Raw genomic sequence first — 19,776 nt, 5'->3', positions numbered from 1 at the left:
TTAACGCGGCTTTTTACTGTGCTTTTAAGCTAAACCAAAGGTGTTAATCAACACTCATAGTTTTAGTCATTGCGGCGCTTGCGCGACCTGCTGGTTTGATAGAACCTGCACGTAGACCGCTATCAGGAATAGCTTCACGTTGGTCGTGTGCCATCGCTTTTGGTGTGTGGGTAACGTCGCTATCTGCAACGGTAGTTGGTTGTGCCATAGGTGCACTTGCTTTACCTGAAGTGATCACTGTTTTAGTGTGCGCTACAGGTTTTGCAGTAGGCTTAGTCTCTGCCATTGGTGCTTCCTCAACAACTACTTCTGGAGTTGGTTCAGCAACTGGCGCTTGTTCAACCACTTCTTCAGTTGCTTCAGCAGCAACAGGCGCTTGTTCAACCACTTCTTCAGTTGCTTCAGCAGCAACAGGCGCTTGTTCAACCACTTCTTCAGTTGCTTCAGCAGCAACAGGTGCTTGCTCAACCACTTCTTCAGTTACTTCAGCTGCAACTGGCGCTTGTTCAACCACTTCTTCAGTTAGTTCAGCAGCAGCAGGCACTTGTTCAACCACTTCTGGAGCTGATTCAGCAGCAACAGATGCTTGTTTAACCACTTCTGGAGCTGATTCAGCAACGGCAGGTTTTTCTTCAACTACTTCTGCAGCTTGCTTATCTTGCTTGGCCTTTAACTCAGCTTCATATTCAGCAGCGGCTTGATCGGCAACTGGAATAAATGCTGGCGGTTGTGTACCTTGTGTTGGCGTAGCTTCTTCACCCTCAGGGCGACGACGGCGTTGTCCAGCAGCACGTAAATGACGTGGAGAGCGGCGTGAACGTGTTCGCGTTTGGCCTTGCTCTTCATCAGTCGATGTTACTGTTTCTTGTTCGCTTGGTGCCGTCTGTTCAGCTTTTTGCTCAGATGCTTCAGTAACCGTTGTTTCAGCAGCTGTAGCTTCAACTGAAGTAGTCTCAACAGGGGCTTTCACTTCTTCCTGTTTTGCTACAACTGGCTTAGCTGGTTTTTCCTCAACAACTGGAGTCGCTTGCTGTTCAGCGTCATTATTAGTTGCAACTGCTTGTGCGTTTTCATCTTGCAAACGAACTTTTTTACGTAAGTTACGGCGTTGGCGACGTACTTTCGGCTTTTGCTCAGTTGCTTCAACGGCGACATCTTTAGCTGTTGCAGTGTTTTTAACATCAGCTTTTGCTTCTGTTTTCTCTGCTACAACCTTGCTGTCATCGTTACGAGTGTCGTTACGTTTACGAGAGTTAGGATTACGACGACGCTTATTGCGATTCTCGTTTCTTTCCTGTTGCTCGTTGTTTGTCGTAGCTGCTGGTTTTTCTTCAGCTACACGCTCGGTACGCTCGTTTTGTGGTTTAGTGCGTGAATTATTGTTACGACGACGTTGGTTATTACGACGACGTGTATCACCGTCATTGTTACGACGTTGATTATTACGAGGTTCACTCGCTGGTTTTTGTGGCTGTTCTTTACTATCTGTTTGCTCAGCAGATGTTGCAAATAAAGCCTTAAACCAATTACCAATAGCAGTGAACAAACTTACTTGCGGTTGTGCTGCAGCACTTTGTGGCGCTGGGGCTGCTTGAGCTTGTTGTGATGCTGGTGTTGATGGCATAACAACGCCTTTTAACACTGGCTCTTCACGTACTGCAACCGTTGGTGTTTTTGATGTTTCATACACTTCAGGCTCTGGCGCTGTAATTTGCTCGTAGCTTGCCGCTTCAATGGTTTCATCTTTACGTAAACGCATCACTTCGTAGTGTGGTGTGTCCATATGTTTATTAGGAATGATCACCACATCACAGCTGTGACGTTTTTCAATACGGTGTACGCTACGGCGTTGCTCATTTAACAAGTAAGAGGCCACTGCAACGGGGACTTGGGCGTTAACTTGAGAGGTATTGTCTTTAATCGCTTCTTCTTCGATTAAACGTAGGATTGACAACGCAATTGACTCGTTTGAACGAATAGTTCCTTGACCACTACAACGTGGGCATGGGCCTTGGCTCGCTTCACCAAGTGAAGGGCGTAGGCGCTGACGCGACATTTCAAGTAAACCAAAACGCGAAATTTTACCAATTTGTACACGGGCACGATCTGGGCGAACAGCATCTTTTAAGCGGTTTTCTACTTCACGTTGGTGACGCGGTGGTGTCATGTCGATGAAGTCGATAACAATTAAGCCACCTAAGTCGCGTAAGCGTAATTGGCGGGCAATTTCATCTGCTGCTTCTAAGTTGGTATTAAGCGCTGTTTCTTCGATATCGCCGCCTTTAGTAGCTTTAGATGAGTTGATATCGATAGAAGTAAGTGCTTCAGTTGGGTCAATAACAATTGAACCACCAGAAGGCAAGCGAACTTCGCGTTGAAACGCTGACTCAATTTGGCTTTCGATTTGATAATGCGTGAACAGCGGTACTTCACCTTGGTAAAGTTTTACTCGGCTCATGAAGTCAGGACGAAAACGCTCAATGTGCGCTTTTGCTTCTTCAAATACGCGAGGCTTATCAATGAGAATTTCACCGATATCACGGCGTAAATAATCGCGGATAGCGCGGAAAATCACGTTACTTTCTTGGTGAATCAAAAACGGTGCTTTACCACTGTCGGATGCTTTTTGAATGGCATCCCAGTGGACTAACAGCGCTTTTAAATCGTCGTTTAGTTCTTCAAATGACTTACCAACACCTGCGGTACGCACGATTAAACCCATACCTTTGGGCAGCTCTAAACGGCTTAATGCTTCTTTAAGTTCAGTACGCTCATCCCCTTCAATACGACGAGAGATGCCACCAGCACGAGGGTTATTAGGCATTAAAACTAGGTAGCTGCCTGCAACACTAATAAAGGTGGTGAGAGCTGCGCCTTTTTGACCGCGTTCTTCTTTGTCTACTTGGATAATAACTTCTTGACCTTCTTTGATCACGTCACGAATATTCGGACGACCATGGAAAGTATAGCCTTGCGGGAAGTAAGTACGGGCGATTTCTTTTAAAGGCAGGAATCCGTGACGATCAGCGCCGTAATCAACAAAGGCGGCTTCTAATGACGGTTCTATACGAGTGATTTTGCCTTTATAAATATTGGCTTTTTTTTGTTCGTGACCCGGGCTTTCGATATCTAAATCATACAGGCGCTGGCCATCAACCAGTGCTACGCGCATTTCTTCTTGCTGCGTCGCATTGATTAGCATACGTTTCATATTGTTACTCTACTGTGTTATGTCTCTGACATGACGAAACTTTTCGCCTGTTCAGTTGCTCCATCGCTTCTTTTTGTACAGTCTCACGACTGGATCTGTGGGGAGCTTGGTACTGTATTTATATTTTAAGTATCTTTATGGTGCTGGCTGACAATAACGTGTTGTCACGTTATTAAATTCTATTATGGTGGCAAAACTATCGGCTGTTTTTACAGTGACGTATTTGAGTTCTGTCCAGAGTCGACCATTTATTAAATTAACTTAGGTATTTTACAGTACATCTGCTGAACGGCGTATCGTACGCCGTCACGATCAGACAAATTATCTGTTCAAATTGCTTTTTTCATCAACATTTAATAACACTTCATGCTCAAACTTAACTGGCGATATATTACACGCATCGGAGTTAATTGAACGCACGTGTAAACTGGCTATATATAAAAGCTTTGGAAAACTTATCTCGGATCTGTATGATCAATTACCCAGAATGTGCATCACGAATGTTTTAATGTGTTAAAAAGCACCGTTGTTATTTGCAAATATATATTTGCGTCGGTGATTATCCCATTATTATAACTGTGTTAGCAACTAAAATTATTTTACTTAAATCAGTGATTAGGCAATGTCAGAAAAAACCGGCTTACAAGTATCTTTCGTCACGATTACCGAAGACCATTTAGGTCAACGGATTGATAACTTTCTTATTACTCATTTAAAAGGGGTGCCTAAAAGCGCTGTGTATCGAATTCTTCGTAAAGGTGAGGTGCGGGTTAATAAAAAGCGCATCAAACCTGTGTATAAATTACAACTCGATGACATCGTTCGTATTCCGCCAATACAAATAGCTGAACGTGAAGAGTTTGTGCCTAAAAACCTCGATGTAGTGACTAAACTTGAAGAGGCTATTTTATTTGAAGATAAATATCTTATCGTCATTAATAAACCATCAGGTATGGCTGTGCATGGCGGCAGTGGATTAAGCTATGGCTTAATTGAAGCATTACGCGTATTGCGCCCAGATGAGCGCAGTTTAGAGCTTGTACATCGTTTAGACCGTGATACATCAGGCTGTTTGTTAATTTCGAAACGTCGTTCAGTATTGACCAGCTTGCATGAACAGTTACGTGAGAAAACCATGGAAAAAAATTACTGGGCATTAGTTGACGGGCAATGGGATTCAAAAGATAAAAACGTTACCGAAGGGCTGTTGAAGAACACCTTGCAATCGGGTGAGCGTGTTGTTCGTGTTAATAACACCGAAGGTAAGCCATCTCATACTCGCTTTAAAGTGCTGGAACGTTTTGATGAATGCTCACTGGTGCAGGCATCCCCAGTGACAGGGCGTACTCACCAAATTCGTGTTCACACTCAGTGCCGTGGGCATGCGATTGCGTGCGATGATAAATACGGTAACCAAGCGTTTGATGCTGCGATGCGTAAAATGGGGTTAGGGCGATTATTTTTACATGCGCACGATTTGAGTTTTTATCATCCAAAAAATGAAACTACGATGCGTGTTGCAGCACCACTGGATAAAGCCTTGGTTAATTGTATTAAAACATTACGCGCTGCTAAATCGTGAAACCCTATAAATTAGCAATATTAGCCATGATGATGCGCTGATGATTGGTGATACAAAAATTGATATGGCAATGGCGAAAGCGGCCAATATTGACCGCTTAGGCGTAACTATGGGAGTGCATAACGCCCAGCAGCTCAACGAATTCACACCGATTGCGACAGTTGATTCATATCAGCAACTCGCTGCGTGTTTACTTTAAGCCGTAATAATAAATAGTTAGTCTTGATTACTTAATACATCAACACCAAACTCGGTCAATAATTGACTGAGTTTGATCAGTGGTAAACCAACCAAGCTGTTTGGGTCATCGCCGCTGAGTTTTTCAAATAAACAAATACCCAGGCCTTCACTTTTAAAACTGCCAGCGCAACTGTAAGGTTGCTCTGCGTCGCAATAGGCACTTATTTGCGCCAATGAGAGTGTTCTAAACGTTACGTTAAATGGCTCAACAAGGGTTTTTGTTTTATTATTTTGGATATCATAGACACATAAGCCGGTTAAAAATGTGACAGTATTACCGCTAAATAAACTCAGTTGCTTAATGGCATTTTCTTTATTATGCGGTTTACCTAAGATTTGTTGCTCAAATACGGCAACTTGATCAGAGCCAATAACTAAACCTTGTGTATCTTGTGTATAATGTTGCACAGCAGCACGCGCTTTTAGTTCACTTAAGCGCTTTACAAGCTGTGTAGGTGTTTCTTCAGGGAGTGCGGTTTCGTCTATATCAGGTGAAAAACTGTCAAACGGCAGATTAAATTTTTGCAATAAAGACTGACGAAAGGGTGAACTTGAGGCTAAAATAAGCGGGTGCTGCATGGATTGTTTTCCTAATGAAAATCAGATTGAGTTAGGATAAATCAGATCCGTTGGCAAAACCAAGAAATGAATCGCGAAAAACCACCTAAAAAAGGTTTTTTACTTTGACTAACCAAGTAACTATCTATATGATGCAGCCCCTATGCAAAAGGTGAAAATTCCCATCACTCTTCATCCAGGCAAGGCAGCGCAACACCGTTTAATGTATGACGGCATTGTACCGCTTGAAAAACTTACCCGTTTAAGGGAAGTTGTACAGGAAGAAGTAGGTGAAATAGCGGTAAAAATTCATTGCAAAAACGATGACCAAGGTTTCGCTGTGATTAGCGGTAATTTGTCCACACATGTTACTGTCACTTGTCAACGTTGTAATGGTGATTTAGGGTTGGATTTGGTTCAAGACTTTGTTTATTCACCAGTCGGTGAGGATACAGAGTCAGATGATCTTCCAGAAGACTACGATGAAGTAGCGCTTGATGAAAATGGTGAAGTTAACGTGTTTGATTTAATCGAAGACGAACTAATCTTAGCCGTGCCATTAGTTGCTACCCACAACGAAGCTTCATGCAGTTATTCAGCAAAGCCTGCCAGCTTTGGTGTTTTAAAAGCGGAAGATGATAAACCAAATCCATTTGATATTTTGAAACAACTTAAGAAAGATTCTTAGGAGAAGACTATGGCTGTACAAAAAAGCAAAAAGTCTCGTGCAAGACGCGGCATGCGCCGTTCACACGATGCGATCAGTGGTCCAACTTTAACTGTAGACCAAACATCTGGTGAGACTCATCGTCGTCACCATGTGACTGCAGATGGTTACTACAAAGGCGTTCAAGTAATTTCTAAATAAGAGATTGCTTTTATGCTGACCAATCTAACAATTGCGTTAGATATGATGGGGGGCGATTATGGCCCCCGTTCATCTATCCCCGCAGCCGTTAACGCGGTAAATGCAAATGCCAACCTAAGATTAATCTTATGTGGTAATGAACAAGTAATATCTAAAGAACTCGAGTCACTCGATTCTCTATCTCATCCCCGTTTAATAATTCGCCATTGTAGTCAAGTAGTTACCAATAGCTGTGAACCGTCTTCTGCTGTGCGATCTAAAAAAGATTCTTCAATGCGCGTTGCCCTTGATTTAGTTAAATCAGGTGAGGCACAAGCGTGCGTTAGTTCCGGTAATACCGGTGCATTATTATTTATGGCTCACTATGTGCTGAAAATGTTGCCAGGCGTAAAACGTCCTGCATTGATCTCGGCTGTGCCAACTGAGCGAAAAAACCCGGTTTACTTACTTGATTTAGGTGCTAACGTGCATTGTGATGCGCAAACTTTATATCAATTTGGCATTATGGGATCTGTGGTGGCCGAACAAGCACTGGGCTGTGATAACCCGAAAGTAAGCTTATTAAATATTGGCTCAGAAGACATTAAAGGCCATGAAGATATCAAACAAGCTGCACAACTGATGCAACAATGTAGCTACCTTAATTATACGGGTTACAGCGAAGGTAGTGATATTTTTACTGGAAAATCAGATGTGATCGTTTGTGAAGGTTTTGTTGGTAATGTAGCTTTGAAAACCTGTGAAGGGATTGCTAAGCTCATTATGTTTAAGTTAACAAAAGCGCTGCGTAAACATTTTTTCTATAAGTGCTTGGCTTTTATGCTGCGCCCAGTAATAAAAAAACTCTACAAAAGAGTGAACCCCGACCAGTATAACGGTGCTTCTCTGGTAGGATTGCGCGGTATTGTCGTAAAAAGTCATGGAAATGCATCTCCTAAAGCATTTTATGCTGCAATCGATGAAGCTGCCAGAGAAGTGGAACGTCAACTTCCTGAAAAAATAGCCGCTATCTTCGAGCAAACACATTCAACTAAAAAAGTCGCAACTGATGATTAATTACTTTGTCAGGTGTGTACTTAAATATTTATTTATTTGTTTAATTAAAAGAGCAAAGTATGGCACAAAAAATTGCACTTGTTTTTCCGGGTCAAGGCTCACAATCTGTGGGTATGTTAAGTGAACTTTTAGAGCAATCTGATATTGTTAAAGCGACGTTCGCGGAAGCATCAGCGGCACTTGGTTATGATTTGGCTGCATTAGTACTTAATGGCCCAGAACAAGAATTAAATCAAACTCATCGTACACAACCTGCATTATTAGCAGCATCAGTGGCGATTTACCGCCAATGGCTTGCTGCAAATCCAGATGCAAACGTAACGATGGCAGGCCACAGTTTAGGTGAATACTCAGCGCTGGTATGTGCCGATGTGTTGAGCTTAGGCGAAGCTGTAAAATTGGTTGAAAACCGTGGTTTATACATGCAAGAAGCCGTGCCTGCAGGTGTGGGTTCAATGGCTGCGATCATAGGTCTTGGTGATGACGAAATTAAAGCCGCATGTGTGGCATCAGCACAAGGTGAAGTGGTTGCGCCAGTAAACTACAATTCACCGGGTCAAGTTGTGATTGCAGGTCATAAAGCCGCAGTAGACAGAGCATCAGAAGCGTGTAAAGAAGCCGGTGCAAAACGTGCATTGCCTTTATCGGTAAGCGTACCGTCGCATTGTGAGCTAATGAAACCAGCGGCAGAAAAATTAGCAAAAGATTTAGCTGCTTTAACATTTAATACACCTAAGTGTGATGTAATTAATAATGTTGATGTAACAGCTGCAAGTTCAGCGGATGTCATTAAAGATGCATTAGTACGGCAACTATACAGTCCAGTACGATGGACAGAAACAGTACAAGCATTGGTAGCGCAGGGCATTACCCAAAGCTACGAGTTTGGCCCTGGAAAGGTGTTAACGAGTCTTGCTAAACGCATTGATAAAGCAATGGTATGTGGTTCGGTGAATAGCCAAACTGCCATTGACGAAGCAAAATAAGAGTAGGAAAAAATGGCAAATTTATTTTCGTTAGAGGGCAAAGTTGTCCTAATTACAGGCGCTAGCCGCGGTATTGGTAAAGCAATCGCTACTACATTAGTTGCACAAGGTGCTAAAGTAGCGGGTACTGCAACCAGCGAGTCTGGTGCTGCAAATATCAGCGAATACTTAGGCGAGCATGGTAAAGGTTATGCGTTAAATGTAACTGATCCTGCATCGATCGAGGCGACACTTGCTGCGATAAAAGCAGATTTAGGCGATATTGACGTATTAGTCAATAATGCAGGTATTACCCGCGATAACTTACTTATGCGCATGAAAGATGCAGAGTGGGACGATATTATTGATACTAACTTGAGCTCTATTTTTCGTTTATCTAAAGCAGTGTTACGCCCGATGATGAAAAAGAAAAACGGTCGAATTATCAATATAGGTTCAGTTGTTGGTACAATGGGTAATGCAGGCCAAGCTAACTACGCAGCGGCTAAAGCGGGTGTCATTGGTTTTTCTAAGTCGTTAGCGCGTGAAGTTGCTTCTCGTGGTATTACGGTTAACGTAATTGCACCTGGTTTTATTCAAACCGATATGACCGACAGCTTAACTGATGAGCAAAAAGCAGCTACGCTTGCTAACGTACCAGCTGGACGTTTAGGCCAACCTGACGAGATTGCAGCCGCAGTATGTTATTTAGCATCTGATGCAGCAGCGTATGTTTCAGGCGAAACTTTACACGTAAATGGTGCGATGTACATGGTGTAAGGAACTTTGTTGCTATTTTGTTTTTAGTCGGCTTGTCGAAAAATGTTGAATTTTTTGTTAACTTGCTTTAAACATACTTGAGTTCGTGCTGCAAATAAGCGATAAAAGACACAAATAACCGTCAAGAGGTTTGACCAGATAAAAAATTATCAGCAAATCCTTGAATCACAGAATTATGCGCCGTAAACTACGCCGCAATCTGAAAATAACGCATTGGCGTTTTTAATAAAGGAAAGAAGAATGAGCGACATCCAAGAACGCGTAAAGAAAATCATCATTGAGCAACTAGGTGTTAAAGAAGAAGAAGTAAAGCATGAAGCTTCTTTCGTTGATGACTTAGGCGCAGATTCACTTGATACTGTTGAATTAGTAATGGCTCTTGAAGAAGAGTTCGATACTGAGATCCCAGATGAAGAAGCTGAAAAGATCACGACAGTACAAGCTGCAATCGATTACGTAACGGCTCACGCTGAGTAATCAATCGCATATTAAGGGCAGCATTCGCTGCCCTTAATCTATCTATACCCTGTATTTCCACGCATTTGGGTATTAATACCCACCAGCAAAATAATAATTCCCATATTGGAGGCAAACCGTGGCTAAACGTCGAGTAGTCGTAACTGGCTTAGGAATGTTGACACCGCTAGGTAACGATGTTGAGTCAACGTGGCAAAACTTGTTAAATGGCAAAAGTGGTATCCAAACTATCACTCATTTTGATACATCTAGTTTTGGCACCAAGTTCGCTGGTTTGCTGAACGATTTTGATGCGTCAGCCTATATGCCGGCAAAAGATGCTAAAAAAATGGATTTGTTTATCCAATATGGCATTGCAGCGGGTGTACAAGCACTACAAGATTCGGGTCTTGAAATTACGGAGCAAAACGCAGCCCGCGTTGGTGTTGCTGTGGGTTCGGGCATTGGTGGTTTAACGCTTATTGAAGAAAACCACATAAAATTATTAAACAGTGGCCCACGTAAGCTTTCTCCTTTTTACGTGCCGTCGACCATCATCAATATGATCTCGGGTCATTTATCGATTATGCACGGTCTACGTGGTCCAAATATCTCTATCGTGACAGCCTGTACAACCGGTTTGCACAACATTGGTCACGCTGCGCGCATGATAGCTTATGGTGATGCTGATGCCATGGTTGCTGGTGGTGCAGAGAAAGCCTCAACGCCAATCGGTATGGGTGGGTTTAACGCTGCACGTGCGTTATCGACCCGTAACGATGATCCGCAAGCGGCATCGCGTCCTTGGGATAAAGACCGTGATGGTTTTGTACTTTCAGACGGCGCAGGTGTTATCGTACTTGAAGAATATGAGCACGCTAAGGCACGTGGCGCTAAAATTTACTCTGAGTTGGTTGGTTTTGGTATGAGTGGTGATGCGTACCACATGACCTCACCACCAGAAGACGGCGCGGGTGCAGCACTAGCTATGGAAAACGCATTAAACGATGCGCAAGTAAATGCAGAGCAAGTTGGCTACATTAACGCCCACGGTACGTCTACTCATGCGGGCGACAAAGCCGAAACGTCAGCGGTTAAAACCATTTTTGGTGATTCAGCTAAAGATGTAATGGTAAGTTCATCAAAATCTATGATGGGTCATTTACTCGGTGCAGCAGGGTCTGTTGAATCAATCATCACGATTTTGTCGTTACAAGATCAAAAAGTAACACCAACAATTAACCTTGATAACCCTGATGAAGGCTGTGATCTGGACTACGTTCCACACACCGCTCGTGACGCGAAACTTTATTACGCATTATGTAACTCATTTGGTTTTGGTGGTACTAATGGCTCGTTGGTATTTAAAAAGGTATAATCTTTTTAACAACGAGACAAAATAAGAGCCCAGTTGTTACTGGGCTTTTTTATATGCACAATATGCCAAAACAAAAAACTCACATAGCGCAAACAATAAAATTAGTCACGCCACAGCAAGATGTTAGCATAAGTAGCAATGATCGCGGCTTTAATTATGGCGATGGTTTTTTTACAACTGCAAAAATAGTTGATGCGCAAGTAGAGCATTGGCCTCTTCACAGTGCTCGATTAGTTGAATGCGCGCAGCGACTTAGTTTTGGTGAGCTGGATTTATCGGCACTGCAGCAAGCAATCGCTGAGTATATTAAGACGGTTTCGCTGGGCGTGTTAAAAATAGTGGTTACACGTGGTGAAGGAGGCCGTGGTTATGGCCTTCCTGAACAAAGCAATGTATTGATTGTACTGTCGCTATTACCGTTTCCTTCACACTACGCTCAATTAGCACAACAAGGTATTAAACTCGCTATTAGTCCTGTGCAACTGGCATCGCAACCACTGCTTGCTGGTTTGAAAACGTTAAATCGTTTAGAGCAAGTAATGATCAAACGCGCCATGCAAGGGCAAGATTGTGATGATGTACTGGTGTGTGATTATCACAATAATGTGATTGAAACCTCTGCGGCAAATATTTTTGCTATTAAAAATGGTCGAATTTTTAGTCCAAGTTTGCAAAACTGTGGTATTCAAGGGGTTTATCTGCAATCACTGTGTGATAAGTTAAGCATTGAATTTACAGATATTAAGCTAGAACAATTGCTGCAAATGGAGGCAGTATTTAGCTGTAATAGCTTAATGGGAATTGTGCCTGTTACCGCGATTGATGGTATGCAGTTTGAGTTAGCAAACAGTTTAGTATTATTGCATGGTTTATTTACCAAGGAGTTTGCGTGTTAAGAGTGATTATATCGATTGTGTTGCTAGCATTATTGGTAACTGGGGTTGTTTATCAACAGTTGCAAGCTACTATCAACAGTCGTTTAAAAGCGCCAGCGAATACGTTGTTTGAAGTTAAAAAAGGCACGGGGTTTAATCAACTCTGCCAACAGTGGCAAGCAAAAAAATGGTTAGATGAATGCTTACGTTATCAAATACTCGCGAAACTCGATCCGACATTGACGGATTTAAAAGCTGGTTTATATCAACTTGATAATGCCACGGTGCTTGATAACATTCGGCAAATCAATCAAGGTAAGCAAGTAAGCTTTAGTTTTACAATTATTGAAGGGCAGTCATTGCGTGACGTGTTAGCGGCAATAAGTAAAGCCCAGTATCTTCGTCAAGATTTAAGTCTTAGTGAGCTATCTCAGCAAATAGTCGGCTCTGATCAGCATTTAGAAGGGTGGTTATTTCCTGATACCTATTATTATCATGCGAATGATACGACCAGCTCAGTGCTCAAACGAGCGCATAAAATAATGCAGAATGTACTTGATGAGGCCTGGCAAAAAAGGGCTGCGGATTTACCGTTAAAAACGGCCTACGAAGCATTGATTATGGCCTCTATTATTGAAAAAGAAACAGGCCTTGCCAGTGAACGGCCATTAATAGCCTCTGTATTTACTAATCGACTGAATACCAATATGCGCTTGCAAACTGATCCAACCGTGATTTATGGCATTGGCGCTGACTTTGATGGTGATATAAAACGTAAAGATTTAATTAATCATACTCCGTATAATACATATAAAATTAATGGCTTACCGCCTACGCCTATTGCTATGCCGTCAAAAGCGGCGATACTTGCAGCGGTTAATCCACCGGAGACTGAGTACCTGTATTTTGTAGCTAAAGGCGATGGTAGTCATCAATTTTCTAAAACCTTAAAAGAACATAACAAAGCAGTACAAGATTACTTACGTTATCAAAAACAGTTAAGCAAATTAGAGTAAAGAATATAAAACGAGAAAGCCGATTAATGCTTTTTCAAACTAAAAAGAGAGATCATGACAGCAGCAAAATTTATTGTGATTGAAGGCTTAGAAGGAGCCGGTAAATCGACAGCTATAGCAATTTGCCAACAGTTTTTAGAGCAGCACAAAGTTGATTTTATTAATGTACGTGAGCCCGGCGGCACACCCATCGCTGAAGCATTGCGCACTATTGTAAAAGATAACCATGGCGAACAGATCGCCAGCGAAACAGAATTACTGCTGATGTATGCAGCCCGTTCGCAACTGCTACATAATGTTATTCGTCCAGCCCTTGCTAAAGGACAATGGGTGTTAGGCGATCGTCATAACTTATCATCGCAGGCTTATCAAGGCGGCGGACGTGAAATTGCCGCTACTACGTTAGATTCTCTTGCTAATATTGTACTAAAAGGTTTAAAACCAGATCTTACTATTTATTTGGACATTGAACCTGCGGTGGGTCTTGCCCGTGCGAAAGGACGCGGTGAGCTGGATCGTATTGAACAACAAGCATTAAGTTTTTTTGAACGTACCCGCGCACGCTATTTAGAACTTGCAGAGTATGATAACACCATTAAAACTGTTAATGCAGGCCAAAGTATGGAAGTAGTGCATCAAGATATTATTACCGTGCTTGAACAATTTATGAAAAGTAACAATTAACATGATTTATCCTTGGCTTAGCAATGTTGAGCAGCAATTAGCAGCCAGTTTTAATGCTGGGCGTTTTCACCATGGACAATTATTTAATGGTCAACAAGGTGTTGGTAAACGCGCCTTAGTGGAGCAGCTGGCTAATGCATTATTGTGCTTGTCTGCAACTAACTTAGTCCCTTGTGGGCATTGTAAGAGCTGCCATTTAAATCAAGCGGTTACTCACCCTGATAAATATGTAGTGCAAACCGATGGACAAAGCATTGGTGTGGATGATATTCGCAGTGTCAGCGATTTTATGCATCAATCAGCAGCGCAAAATGCCAATAAAGTGGTGGTGATCAATGATTGCCATAAAATGACCACAGCGGCGGCCAATGCCTTACTTAAAACGTTAGAAGAGCCCAGTCCGCAGCGATTTTTGTTGCTAACCACGAGTGCGACAACGCAATTACCGGCCACTATTTTAAGTCGTTGCGCGTTTACACAAGTAAAAGTGAATGACGACAATGTTGCTATGAATTGGATTGCGCAACTGCACGTTCCTGCATATCCATGGCTAAAGATGTTTACCCAGCAGCCATTATTGGTTGCCCGTTGGCAACAAGACGAACAGCTGGAGGTAATCGATCAACTGTATAAGTTTGCAACTGAGCTAAAACAAGGCCATAATTTCAGTGTGTTAGTTGATATTATCAGTAAAGATATAGAGCGTGTTCGCGTCTTTTGTTTATTTTTAAGCGAACAATTAAAACAACAACTCATTGCTGGAATGGATTTTGATTCATATCAGAGTGCGCAAAATGCATTGGCCGAATTTGTGCAAAACAGTACACAGATATTGGGGTTGAACTTGCCGTTGGCAGTGTCTCGTTTAGCGTATCGTTTACGTAAAAGCTATAAGTAGGATTGATTGTGCAAGAATTATTAGTCGATTTAGATGATCTAGATGAATTATACCGTTGCTATATGCCGTATTTAAAAAATGGTGGACTATTTGTGCGTACTAATATGCGTTATGAAATGGGTCATTCATTGGCATTAAAAGTGACGTTACCGGATGCCCTCGAAGATGATGTAATAACCGGAAAGGTTACATGGATCACGCCACAAGGTGCCCAAAGCTCTAACCCTCCGGGTATTGGTATCAGTTTTATTGATGATAAAACAAACTTGAATGCGAAGATCGAAAAACTACTAGGGACTATGTTAAGCTCTGGTAATCCAACTTATACCATGTAGTAAGCAGTAACATGATTGTAGATTCTCATTGCCATTTAGACCGACTCGATTTTGATAAACTTGATTTAAACTTAGACCAAGTACTTGATAATGCCAGAGCAAAGCAAGTAGAACATTTTTTATGTGTCAGTGTCACACTTGATCAATTCCCCAGTATGTTAGAAAAAATTCAAGGCTATAGTGATGTCTCTGCCTCGTGTGGTATTCATCCGCTTGATCAAAAAGACGCGCTTGATAAACAACGCTTAATTGATTTAGCAAGCCACGATAAAGTAGTAGCAATTGGTGAAACAGGGCTTGATTACTATTATTCGAAAGACACCCATGCCGTACAACAAGCAAGTTTTGTGGGTCATATTGAAGTGGCGAACGAGTTACAAAAACCACTTATAATTCATACTCGCGATGCACGCGATGACACCATAAACCTAATGCGTGAACATAACGCACAAAAGTGTGGTGGTGTATTGCATTGCTTTACTGAAGATTGGGATATGGCTAAAAAAGCCATCGACTTAGGCTTTTATATTTCTATCTCTGGCATTGTGACCTTTAAAAATGCCGTAGAGCTTAAAGATGTTGTTAAACAAATCCCTCTTGATAGATTATTAATCGAAACAGACTCACCTTATCTAGCGCCAGTACCGTATCGTGGGAAAACTAATCAGCCCGCTTATGTGCAAGATGTTGCTTATTACATTGCCGATTTAAAAGGTATTAGCTACAAAGAGTTAGCGACTGCCACTACAAATAATTTTTATTCATTATTTAATTTAGTGAACAAAGGATAATTAAGCATGAGTGATGCATCACTTCCTCTTTTATTAATGGGGCCGATGGTGCGCCGCGCAGATATAAACGAGGTTTGCATTCAATTTGCAACCTCTAGCCCAATTAACTGCCGTATCGAACTTGCTCATTATGATACCTATTGTGAACATGAGCCAGTTCGTTTAGGGGAGCAGTTATTCTTACATTTCGTTATTATAAAACCTATCGGTATTGAGTTTCCCCACGATGAGTTAATTAGTTACCGCTTGTTTAATAACAACAAAGAAATTGATCTCAGCGCTTTTTGTTACCCAAATAAAGTGACCCCAGAATTTGCAGTTCCTAAGACGTTAAATCAAATTTTGCACGGTTCGTGTAGAAACCCACATCATCCCGCAAAAGACAGTTTGGTTGCAGCTAATCACTTTGTGCAAGATAAGCGCAGTGATAATGAAATAGGGGCTGATATTTTGTTGTTGTCGGGGGATCAGGTTTACGCAGATGACGTTGCCGGCGCCATGCTAATTGCGATATATAGGCTGATTGATTTACTCGGTATTTATAAAGAACACCCCCTTGATATAACACTGCCTGAAAAATTAACCGACCAACTCTATCAGCGGCACTTATATTTACCGGCGGTCCCTTGGCAAAAACGCAATAAAATTGGGGTAGGGTATTGGCTGAAAAAAGATGTCCCACATTTTTCAAGTCTAAAAGCAGATAACCACCTCGTTTTTTTTGAAGAGTTTATTGCGCTTTACTTATTAAACTTTAGTCCGTCAGTTTGGCAGTTAATCGATTTTGAGAGCATTCACTATCAAGCTAGTACAGCGAAATGCCAGCAAATATTCGATAATGAGAAAGCGGCCTTATCAGTTTTTAAAGATGGCTTGAAAGATGCCCAAGTTTTATTTGCCAACATACCTAGCTATATGATGTTTGATGATCACGATGTAACCGATGACTGGAACCTAACCGCAGGGTGGGAGCAAGTTATCTACCAGCACCCAGTTAGTAGGCGAATCGTTAATAATGGTTTAATTAGTTATTGGCTATTTCAAGGGTTTGGCAATGATGCAGGGCATAAAACTAAAAGCCTTCTTACACTATTTCAGCAAAGCTTCACTAAAGATAAGCTCTGGCAATTTAAAGCCTTTGATAAAACCATTTTAGAGTTTAATCATTGGCATTATGAGCTAAATACTGTACCTAAAGTGGTCGTGCTGGATACCCGCACTCATCGTTGGCGCAATGAGCAAAACTTTAATGAGCCTTCCGGCTTATTGGATTGGGAGCGCTTAGTTGAGCTTGAGGGCAGTTTATTAACTCATGAGCAAGTGATTATCGTGTCGCCTGCGCCGGTGTTTGGCGTTAAATCAATTGAAGCTATTCAGTCATTGTTTAATATTTGCGGACAGCCATTATTAGTTGATGTTGAAAACTGGATGGCCCATGAAGGCTCAGCTAAAAAATTACTCGATACCTTTCGCCGTGACGACACTCCAAAAGAAACGCTGATATTATCAGGCGATGTACATTATTCGTTTTGCTTTTCAGTGCAAAAACGCTTTGGCAAACATCCGAATCGGATTTGGCAACTTACCGCCAGTGGCATTAAAAATGAATTTCCGCGTAAATTAATTAACGTGCTTGATAAGCTCGATTCAATTTTATATTCACCAAAAAGCCCGTTAAACTTTTTTACAAAGCGTTGGCAGATGGAAGTCGATAAACATCAAACTAAAAGCAAAGGGCAAAAGTATTTAGTGAGTGATTCAGCGATTAGCTTGATAACTCTTGAGGCCGGGAATTTAGCCTGTTACCAGCTGATACATGGAGACGGTCACATCACCGAATTTGATTTAGAAGAACAATAAATTAAAAACAGACTTTAGAGGGGCTGGTATCAGTTCGGTATTATTTTGCAATCGTAGCAGCGGGTTTACCCGCGTTATAAATCATTGCTGCTACTCTCACGCGATATTAAATTGCTGATACAAACTAAACCACTGCCTCTAAAAGCGCAGCGTCACTATGTCGCATTTGTTTTATATATCCATTATCAACTATATTCACTACGGCGTTTTTTAAGCCGTTTAGGAGCGGGTAATTGATTAGTTAATATAGCTAAACATAATACCACTATAAATAACATCGAATTTGCGCCAGCCTGTAATGAATAATCAACCGAGGAATGCAGCATCATTGCCACAATAGCTGTAGCACAACCAAAGGCTATCCCTTGATAAAGCGCTGTTTTACGAGTTCGCATGGTATTAATACACAACCACAAACAATAAAGTACCAGCAACCCTAATAACGCCGTAGTTGGGATACCAAGTTCAACCGCAAATTGTACGTAATCATTATGTGCATTATCGTAGTAGCCAGAATAGGGCTCAGATTGATACGTCGGAAACGCGGTATAAAAAGTGCCGCCGCCAGAGCCAAGTATAGGCTTATTTAGGATAAGCGGAATTGAGTCACGTACCACTTCATCGCGAGTTTCTGATTGTAAACTGGTTTCGCTAATACGTTGCTTTACTTTTTCTACATCAAAAATGGCACCAATGATGATCAAATCAATTATAAAAAAGCTCACGATAAGTAGTTTAAATGCTTTAGGTTTTTGCTTATAAACAAACATCGCTAGTAAGCTCACTATTATTAGGGCAATAAAAAATGCCGAGTTACCCATACGGCTGCGAGTTAATATAAGCGCCACAATAATAATTATTAATGATATTCGTAGAATTATTTTAGAGCTCAACGATACTTCAGCCCAGGCACGCAGTGTTTGTTTTAAAGTGAGTTGATGGCTATTATTCGTGCGCTTTAATTCACTAATTAATACACCTAGGCCTAAACATAAACATAAAGCTAAGTAGTTCGCTAAAAAGTTAGAGTAGGTAAAGGTGCCAATTGCGCGATCCGTGTGTTTGTAGCCAAATAAAGGGCTCACAATATCGGGTGATAAATTTAAGTAACTAGCATACAAGGCCTGAAATACACCGGCATAAATTACTACGTAAATTAATTTTTTAATTCGCTCGGCACCATTGCAGTAGTTAAATATTAACCAGCTCAGCATGAGTAAAAAGCAGCTTTTTAATAACATTTGCTTGGTTTGAAATACATCAATACTCACGCTAAACAGCTGTATACCACAAACTAAAACAACCGCACTTAAAGCAAAGAATAGAGGCCAAGAATAACGCGGCGGAAATAGCGATTGGTTGTTATTTAACACACTATGGGTAAGGTGAATAATAAAGGTAAAGCTAGTCAAAATACCAATAGCTAAAATTGCCCAAGGTCGGTAACTACCTAAAGGAAGGGGGAGTAAAAATAGGATCAAACAAATAAGAAAAAATATAAAACGATTCAAAATAAACTCAAACAAAGTAAAAACGCAGCCAATAGGCTGCATTTAAATATACTAAAAGTAAAACTTATATCAACCTGCTAGATTGGTATTAATTGCCGACTTCAGATATACCGTTATCACCGCCTGTACCACCAGAGCCTGGAGGTGTGGGTAATGTTGGTAAGCTTACTACTGGTGGCGGAGCCAGCTGACCTGTACTTGGACCTGCAGCCGTAGCTTCAGAAGCAATTGTTGCATCAACACCCGCAGTAATTGCAGCAAGTGTGATTGCATCAGAGTTTGAACATGTAGATGAAAGGCTGCTTAAAAAGTCAGAAATTAGCAGATTATCTGCACCTAATTCATTAACAACAGTATTCACCAAGATATCGATATCTGCGGTATTACAACAAACATCATTCGCGAATGATCCTTTCAACCAATTGCCTCCCTCATTATTTTCAGGTGAGTTATTGTCTAATTTATCTTCAGAGTCATTATTTAATATGTTGTTTTTGTTTGTACACGCTTGATTCAATGCAGCAACTAGCTCTTTACGTAGTTGCTCAGGTGCTGTATCTGCTGTTACATTATTAAGAATATCTATGATACCATCTGTATTTACTTCTTGAAGCACAGCATCATTATCTGGTTGTGCATAGCTTGGTAGAGCAATAAGAGCGGATACGGTAGCTATTAAGCCTGCCAGAATTAATTTTTTCATTTTTCGTCC

19 protein-coding genes and 1 pseudogene are annotated in these 19,776 nt (G+C 41.3%); 16 read left to right on the top strand and 4 right to left on the bottom strand.

The features are described 5' to 3' along the window. Positions 1–43 precede the first annotated feature (43 nt). Positions 44–3,211 carry a ribonuclease E gene (gene rne, locus HHO47_RS01555; protein WP_169018209.1) on the bottom strand — a complete coding sequence of 1,056 codons (3,168 nt, stop codon included), beginning with the start codon at positions 3,209–3,211 and terminating at the stop codon, positions 44–46. Between the two features lie 622 nt (positions 3,212–3,833). Here rne and rluC point away from each other — a divergent pair. Both rluC and HHO47_RS01545 read left to right on the top strand, forming a co-directional pair. Beyond that, positions 3,834–4,793 (top strand): 23S rRNA pseudouridine(955/2504/2580) synthase RluC, encoded by a 960-nt coding sequence (gene rluC, locus HHO47_RS01550; protein WP_169018207.1) that lies wholly within the window; start codon positions 3,834–3,836, stop codon positions 4,791–4,793. A 19-nt stretch (positions 4,794–4,812) separates the two neighbouring features. Continuing rightward, a pseudogene (locus HHO47_RS01545) lies at positions 4,813–4,992 on the top strand (HAD family hydrolase); the annotation flags it as partial. A 17-nt stretch (positions 4,993–5,009) separates the two neighbouring features. Here HHO47_RS01545 and HHO47_RS01540 read toward each other — a convergent pair. After that, a complete protein-coding gene (locus HHO47_RS01540; RefSeq protein ID WP_169018205.1) occupies positions 5,010–5,612 on the bottom strand; it encodes a Maf family protein in 603 nt (200 codons plus the stop codon). Positions 5,613–5,754: 142 nt separating this feature from the next. Between HHO47_RS01540 and yceD the strand changes: the two genes are divergently transcribed. From yceD to HHO47_RS01470, 14 genes are all read left to right on the top strand, one after another. Continuing rightward, complete coding sequence (gene yceD, locus HHO47_RS01535; RefSeq protein WP_169018203.1) at positions 5,755–6,279, top strand: 23S rRNA accumulation protein YceD; 525 nt, start codon at positions 5,755–5,757, stop codon at positions 6,277–6,279. Between the two features lie 9 nt (positions 6,280–6,288). Beyond that, positions 6,289–6,459, top strand: coding sequence for a 50S ribosomal protein L32 (gene rpmF / locus HHO47_RS01530; protein ID WP_002962381.1), 171 nt, complete (start codon positions 6,289–6,291; stop codon positions 6,457–6,459). Positions 6,460–6,471: 12 nt separating this feature from the next. Continuing rightward, positions 6,472–7,515: a phosphate acyltransferase PlsX gene (gene plsX / locus HHO47_RS01525; protein ID WP_169018201.1), complete on the top strand. Its 1,044-nt coding sequence runs from the start codon at positions 6,472–6,474 to the stop codon at positions 7,513–7,515. Between the two features lie 59 nt (positions 7,516–7,574). Beyond that, entirely contained in the window at positions 7,575–8,501 is a 927-nt protein-coding gene (gene fabD / locus HHO47_RS01520) for an ACP S-malonyltransferase (RefSeq protein ID WP_169018199.1), read from the top strand. Positions 8,502–8,513: 12 nt separating this feature from the next. Next, positions 8,514–9,260, top strand: a complete 747-nt coding sequence (fabG, locus tag HHO47_RS01515) for a 3-oxoacyl-ACP reductase FabG (protein WP_169018197.1) — start codon at positions 8,514–8,516, stop codon at positions 9,258–9,260. A 240-nt stretch (positions 9,261–9,500) separates the two neighbouring features. Beyond that, positions 9,501–9,737, top strand: coding sequence for an acyl carrier protein (gene acpP, locus HHO47_RS01510; RefSeq protein ID WP_016707440.1), 237 nt, complete (start codon positions 9,501–9,503; stop codon positions 9,735–9,737). A 118-nt stretch (positions 9,738–9,855) separates the two neighbouring features. Beyond that, complete coding sequence (fabF, locus tag HHO47_RS01505; RefSeq protein WP_169018195.1) at positions 9,856–11,094, top strand: beta-ketoacyl-ACP synthase II; 1,239 nt, start codon at positions 9,856–9,858, stop codon at positions 11,092–11,094. Positions 11,095–11,156: 62 nt separating this feature from the next. Next, positions 11,157–11,990 carry an aminodeoxychorismate lyase gene (gene pabC, locus HHO47_RS01500; RefSeq protein WP_169018193.1) on the top strand — a complete coding sequence of 278 codons (834 nt, stop codon included), beginning with the start codon at positions 11,157–11,159 and terminating at the stop codon, positions 11,988–11,990. Beyond that, positions 11,984–12,985: an endolytic transglycosylase MltG gene (mltG, locus tag HHO47_RS01495; RefSeq protein WP_169018191.1), complete on the top strand. Its 1,002-nt coding sequence runs from the start codon at positions 11,984–11,986 to the stop codon at positions 12,983–12,985. The genes pabC and mltG overlap by 7 nt, the downstream gene beginning before the upstream one ends. A gap of 54 nt (positions 12,986–13,039) precedes the next feature. Further along, complete coding sequence (tmk, locus tag HHO47_RS01490; protein ID WP_169018189.1) at positions 13,040–13,669, top strand: dTMP kinase; 630 nt, start codon at positions 13,040–13,042, stop codon at positions 13,667–13,669. Between the two features lies 1 nt (position 13,670). After that, positions 13,671–14,567, top strand: a complete 897-nt coding sequence (locus HHO47_RS01485; protein WP_169018187.1) for a DNA polymerase III subunit — start codon at positions 13,671–13,673, stop codon at positions 14,565–14,567. Positions 14,568–14,575: 8 nt separating this feature from the next. Continuing rightward, positions 14,576–14,902 carry a PilZ domain-containing protein gene (locus HHO47_RS01480; protein WP_169018185.1) on the top strand — a complete coding sequence of 109 codons (327 nt, stop codon included), beginning with the start codon at positions 14,576–14,578 and terminating at the stop codon, positions 14,900–14,902. 11 nt (positions 14,903–14,913) lie between these two features. Next, positions 14,914–15,693, top strand: a complete 780-nt coding sequence (locus tag HHO47_RS01475; protein ID WP_169018183.1) for a TatD family hydrolase — start codon at positions 14,914–14,916, stop codon at positions 15,691–15,693. A gap of 6 nt (positions 15,694–15,699) precedes the next feature. Next, positions 15,700–17,553 (top strand): metallophosphatase, encoded by a 1,854-nt coding sequence (locus tag HHO47_RS01470; protein WP_169018181.1) that lies wholly within the window; start codon positions 15,700–15,702, stop codon positions 17,551–17,553. Positions 17,554–17,738: 185 nt separating this feature from the next. On the opposite strand, the gene HHO47_RS01465 is transcribed toward HHO47_RS01470, so the two are convergent. Together HHO47_RS01465 and HHO47_RS01460 are read right to left on the bottom strand one after the other, a co-directional pair. Beyond that, entirely contained in the window at positions 17,739–19,064 is a 1,326-nt protein-coding gene (locus HHO47_RS01465) for an O-antigen ligase family protein (protein WP_211183559.1), read from the bottom strand. A gap of 88 nt (positions 19,065–19,152) precedes the next feature. Beyond that, complete coding sequence (locus HHO47_RS01460) at positions 19,153–19,767, bottom strand: hypothetical protein (RefSeq protein ID WP_169018179.1); 615 nt, start codon at positions 19,765–19,767, stop codon at positions 19,153–19,155. Positions 19,768–19,776: the final 9 nt, after the last annotated feature.

Source organism: Pseudoalteromonas arctica (assembly GCF_012927645.1).
GTDB lineage: Bacteria > Pseudomonadota > Gammaproteobacteria > Enterobacterales > Alteromonadaceae > Pseudoalteromonas > Pseudoalteromonas arctica_A.
Note: the sequence above shows the minus strand (reverse complement) of the source record. Positions and strands in the feature narration are given on the sequence as shown.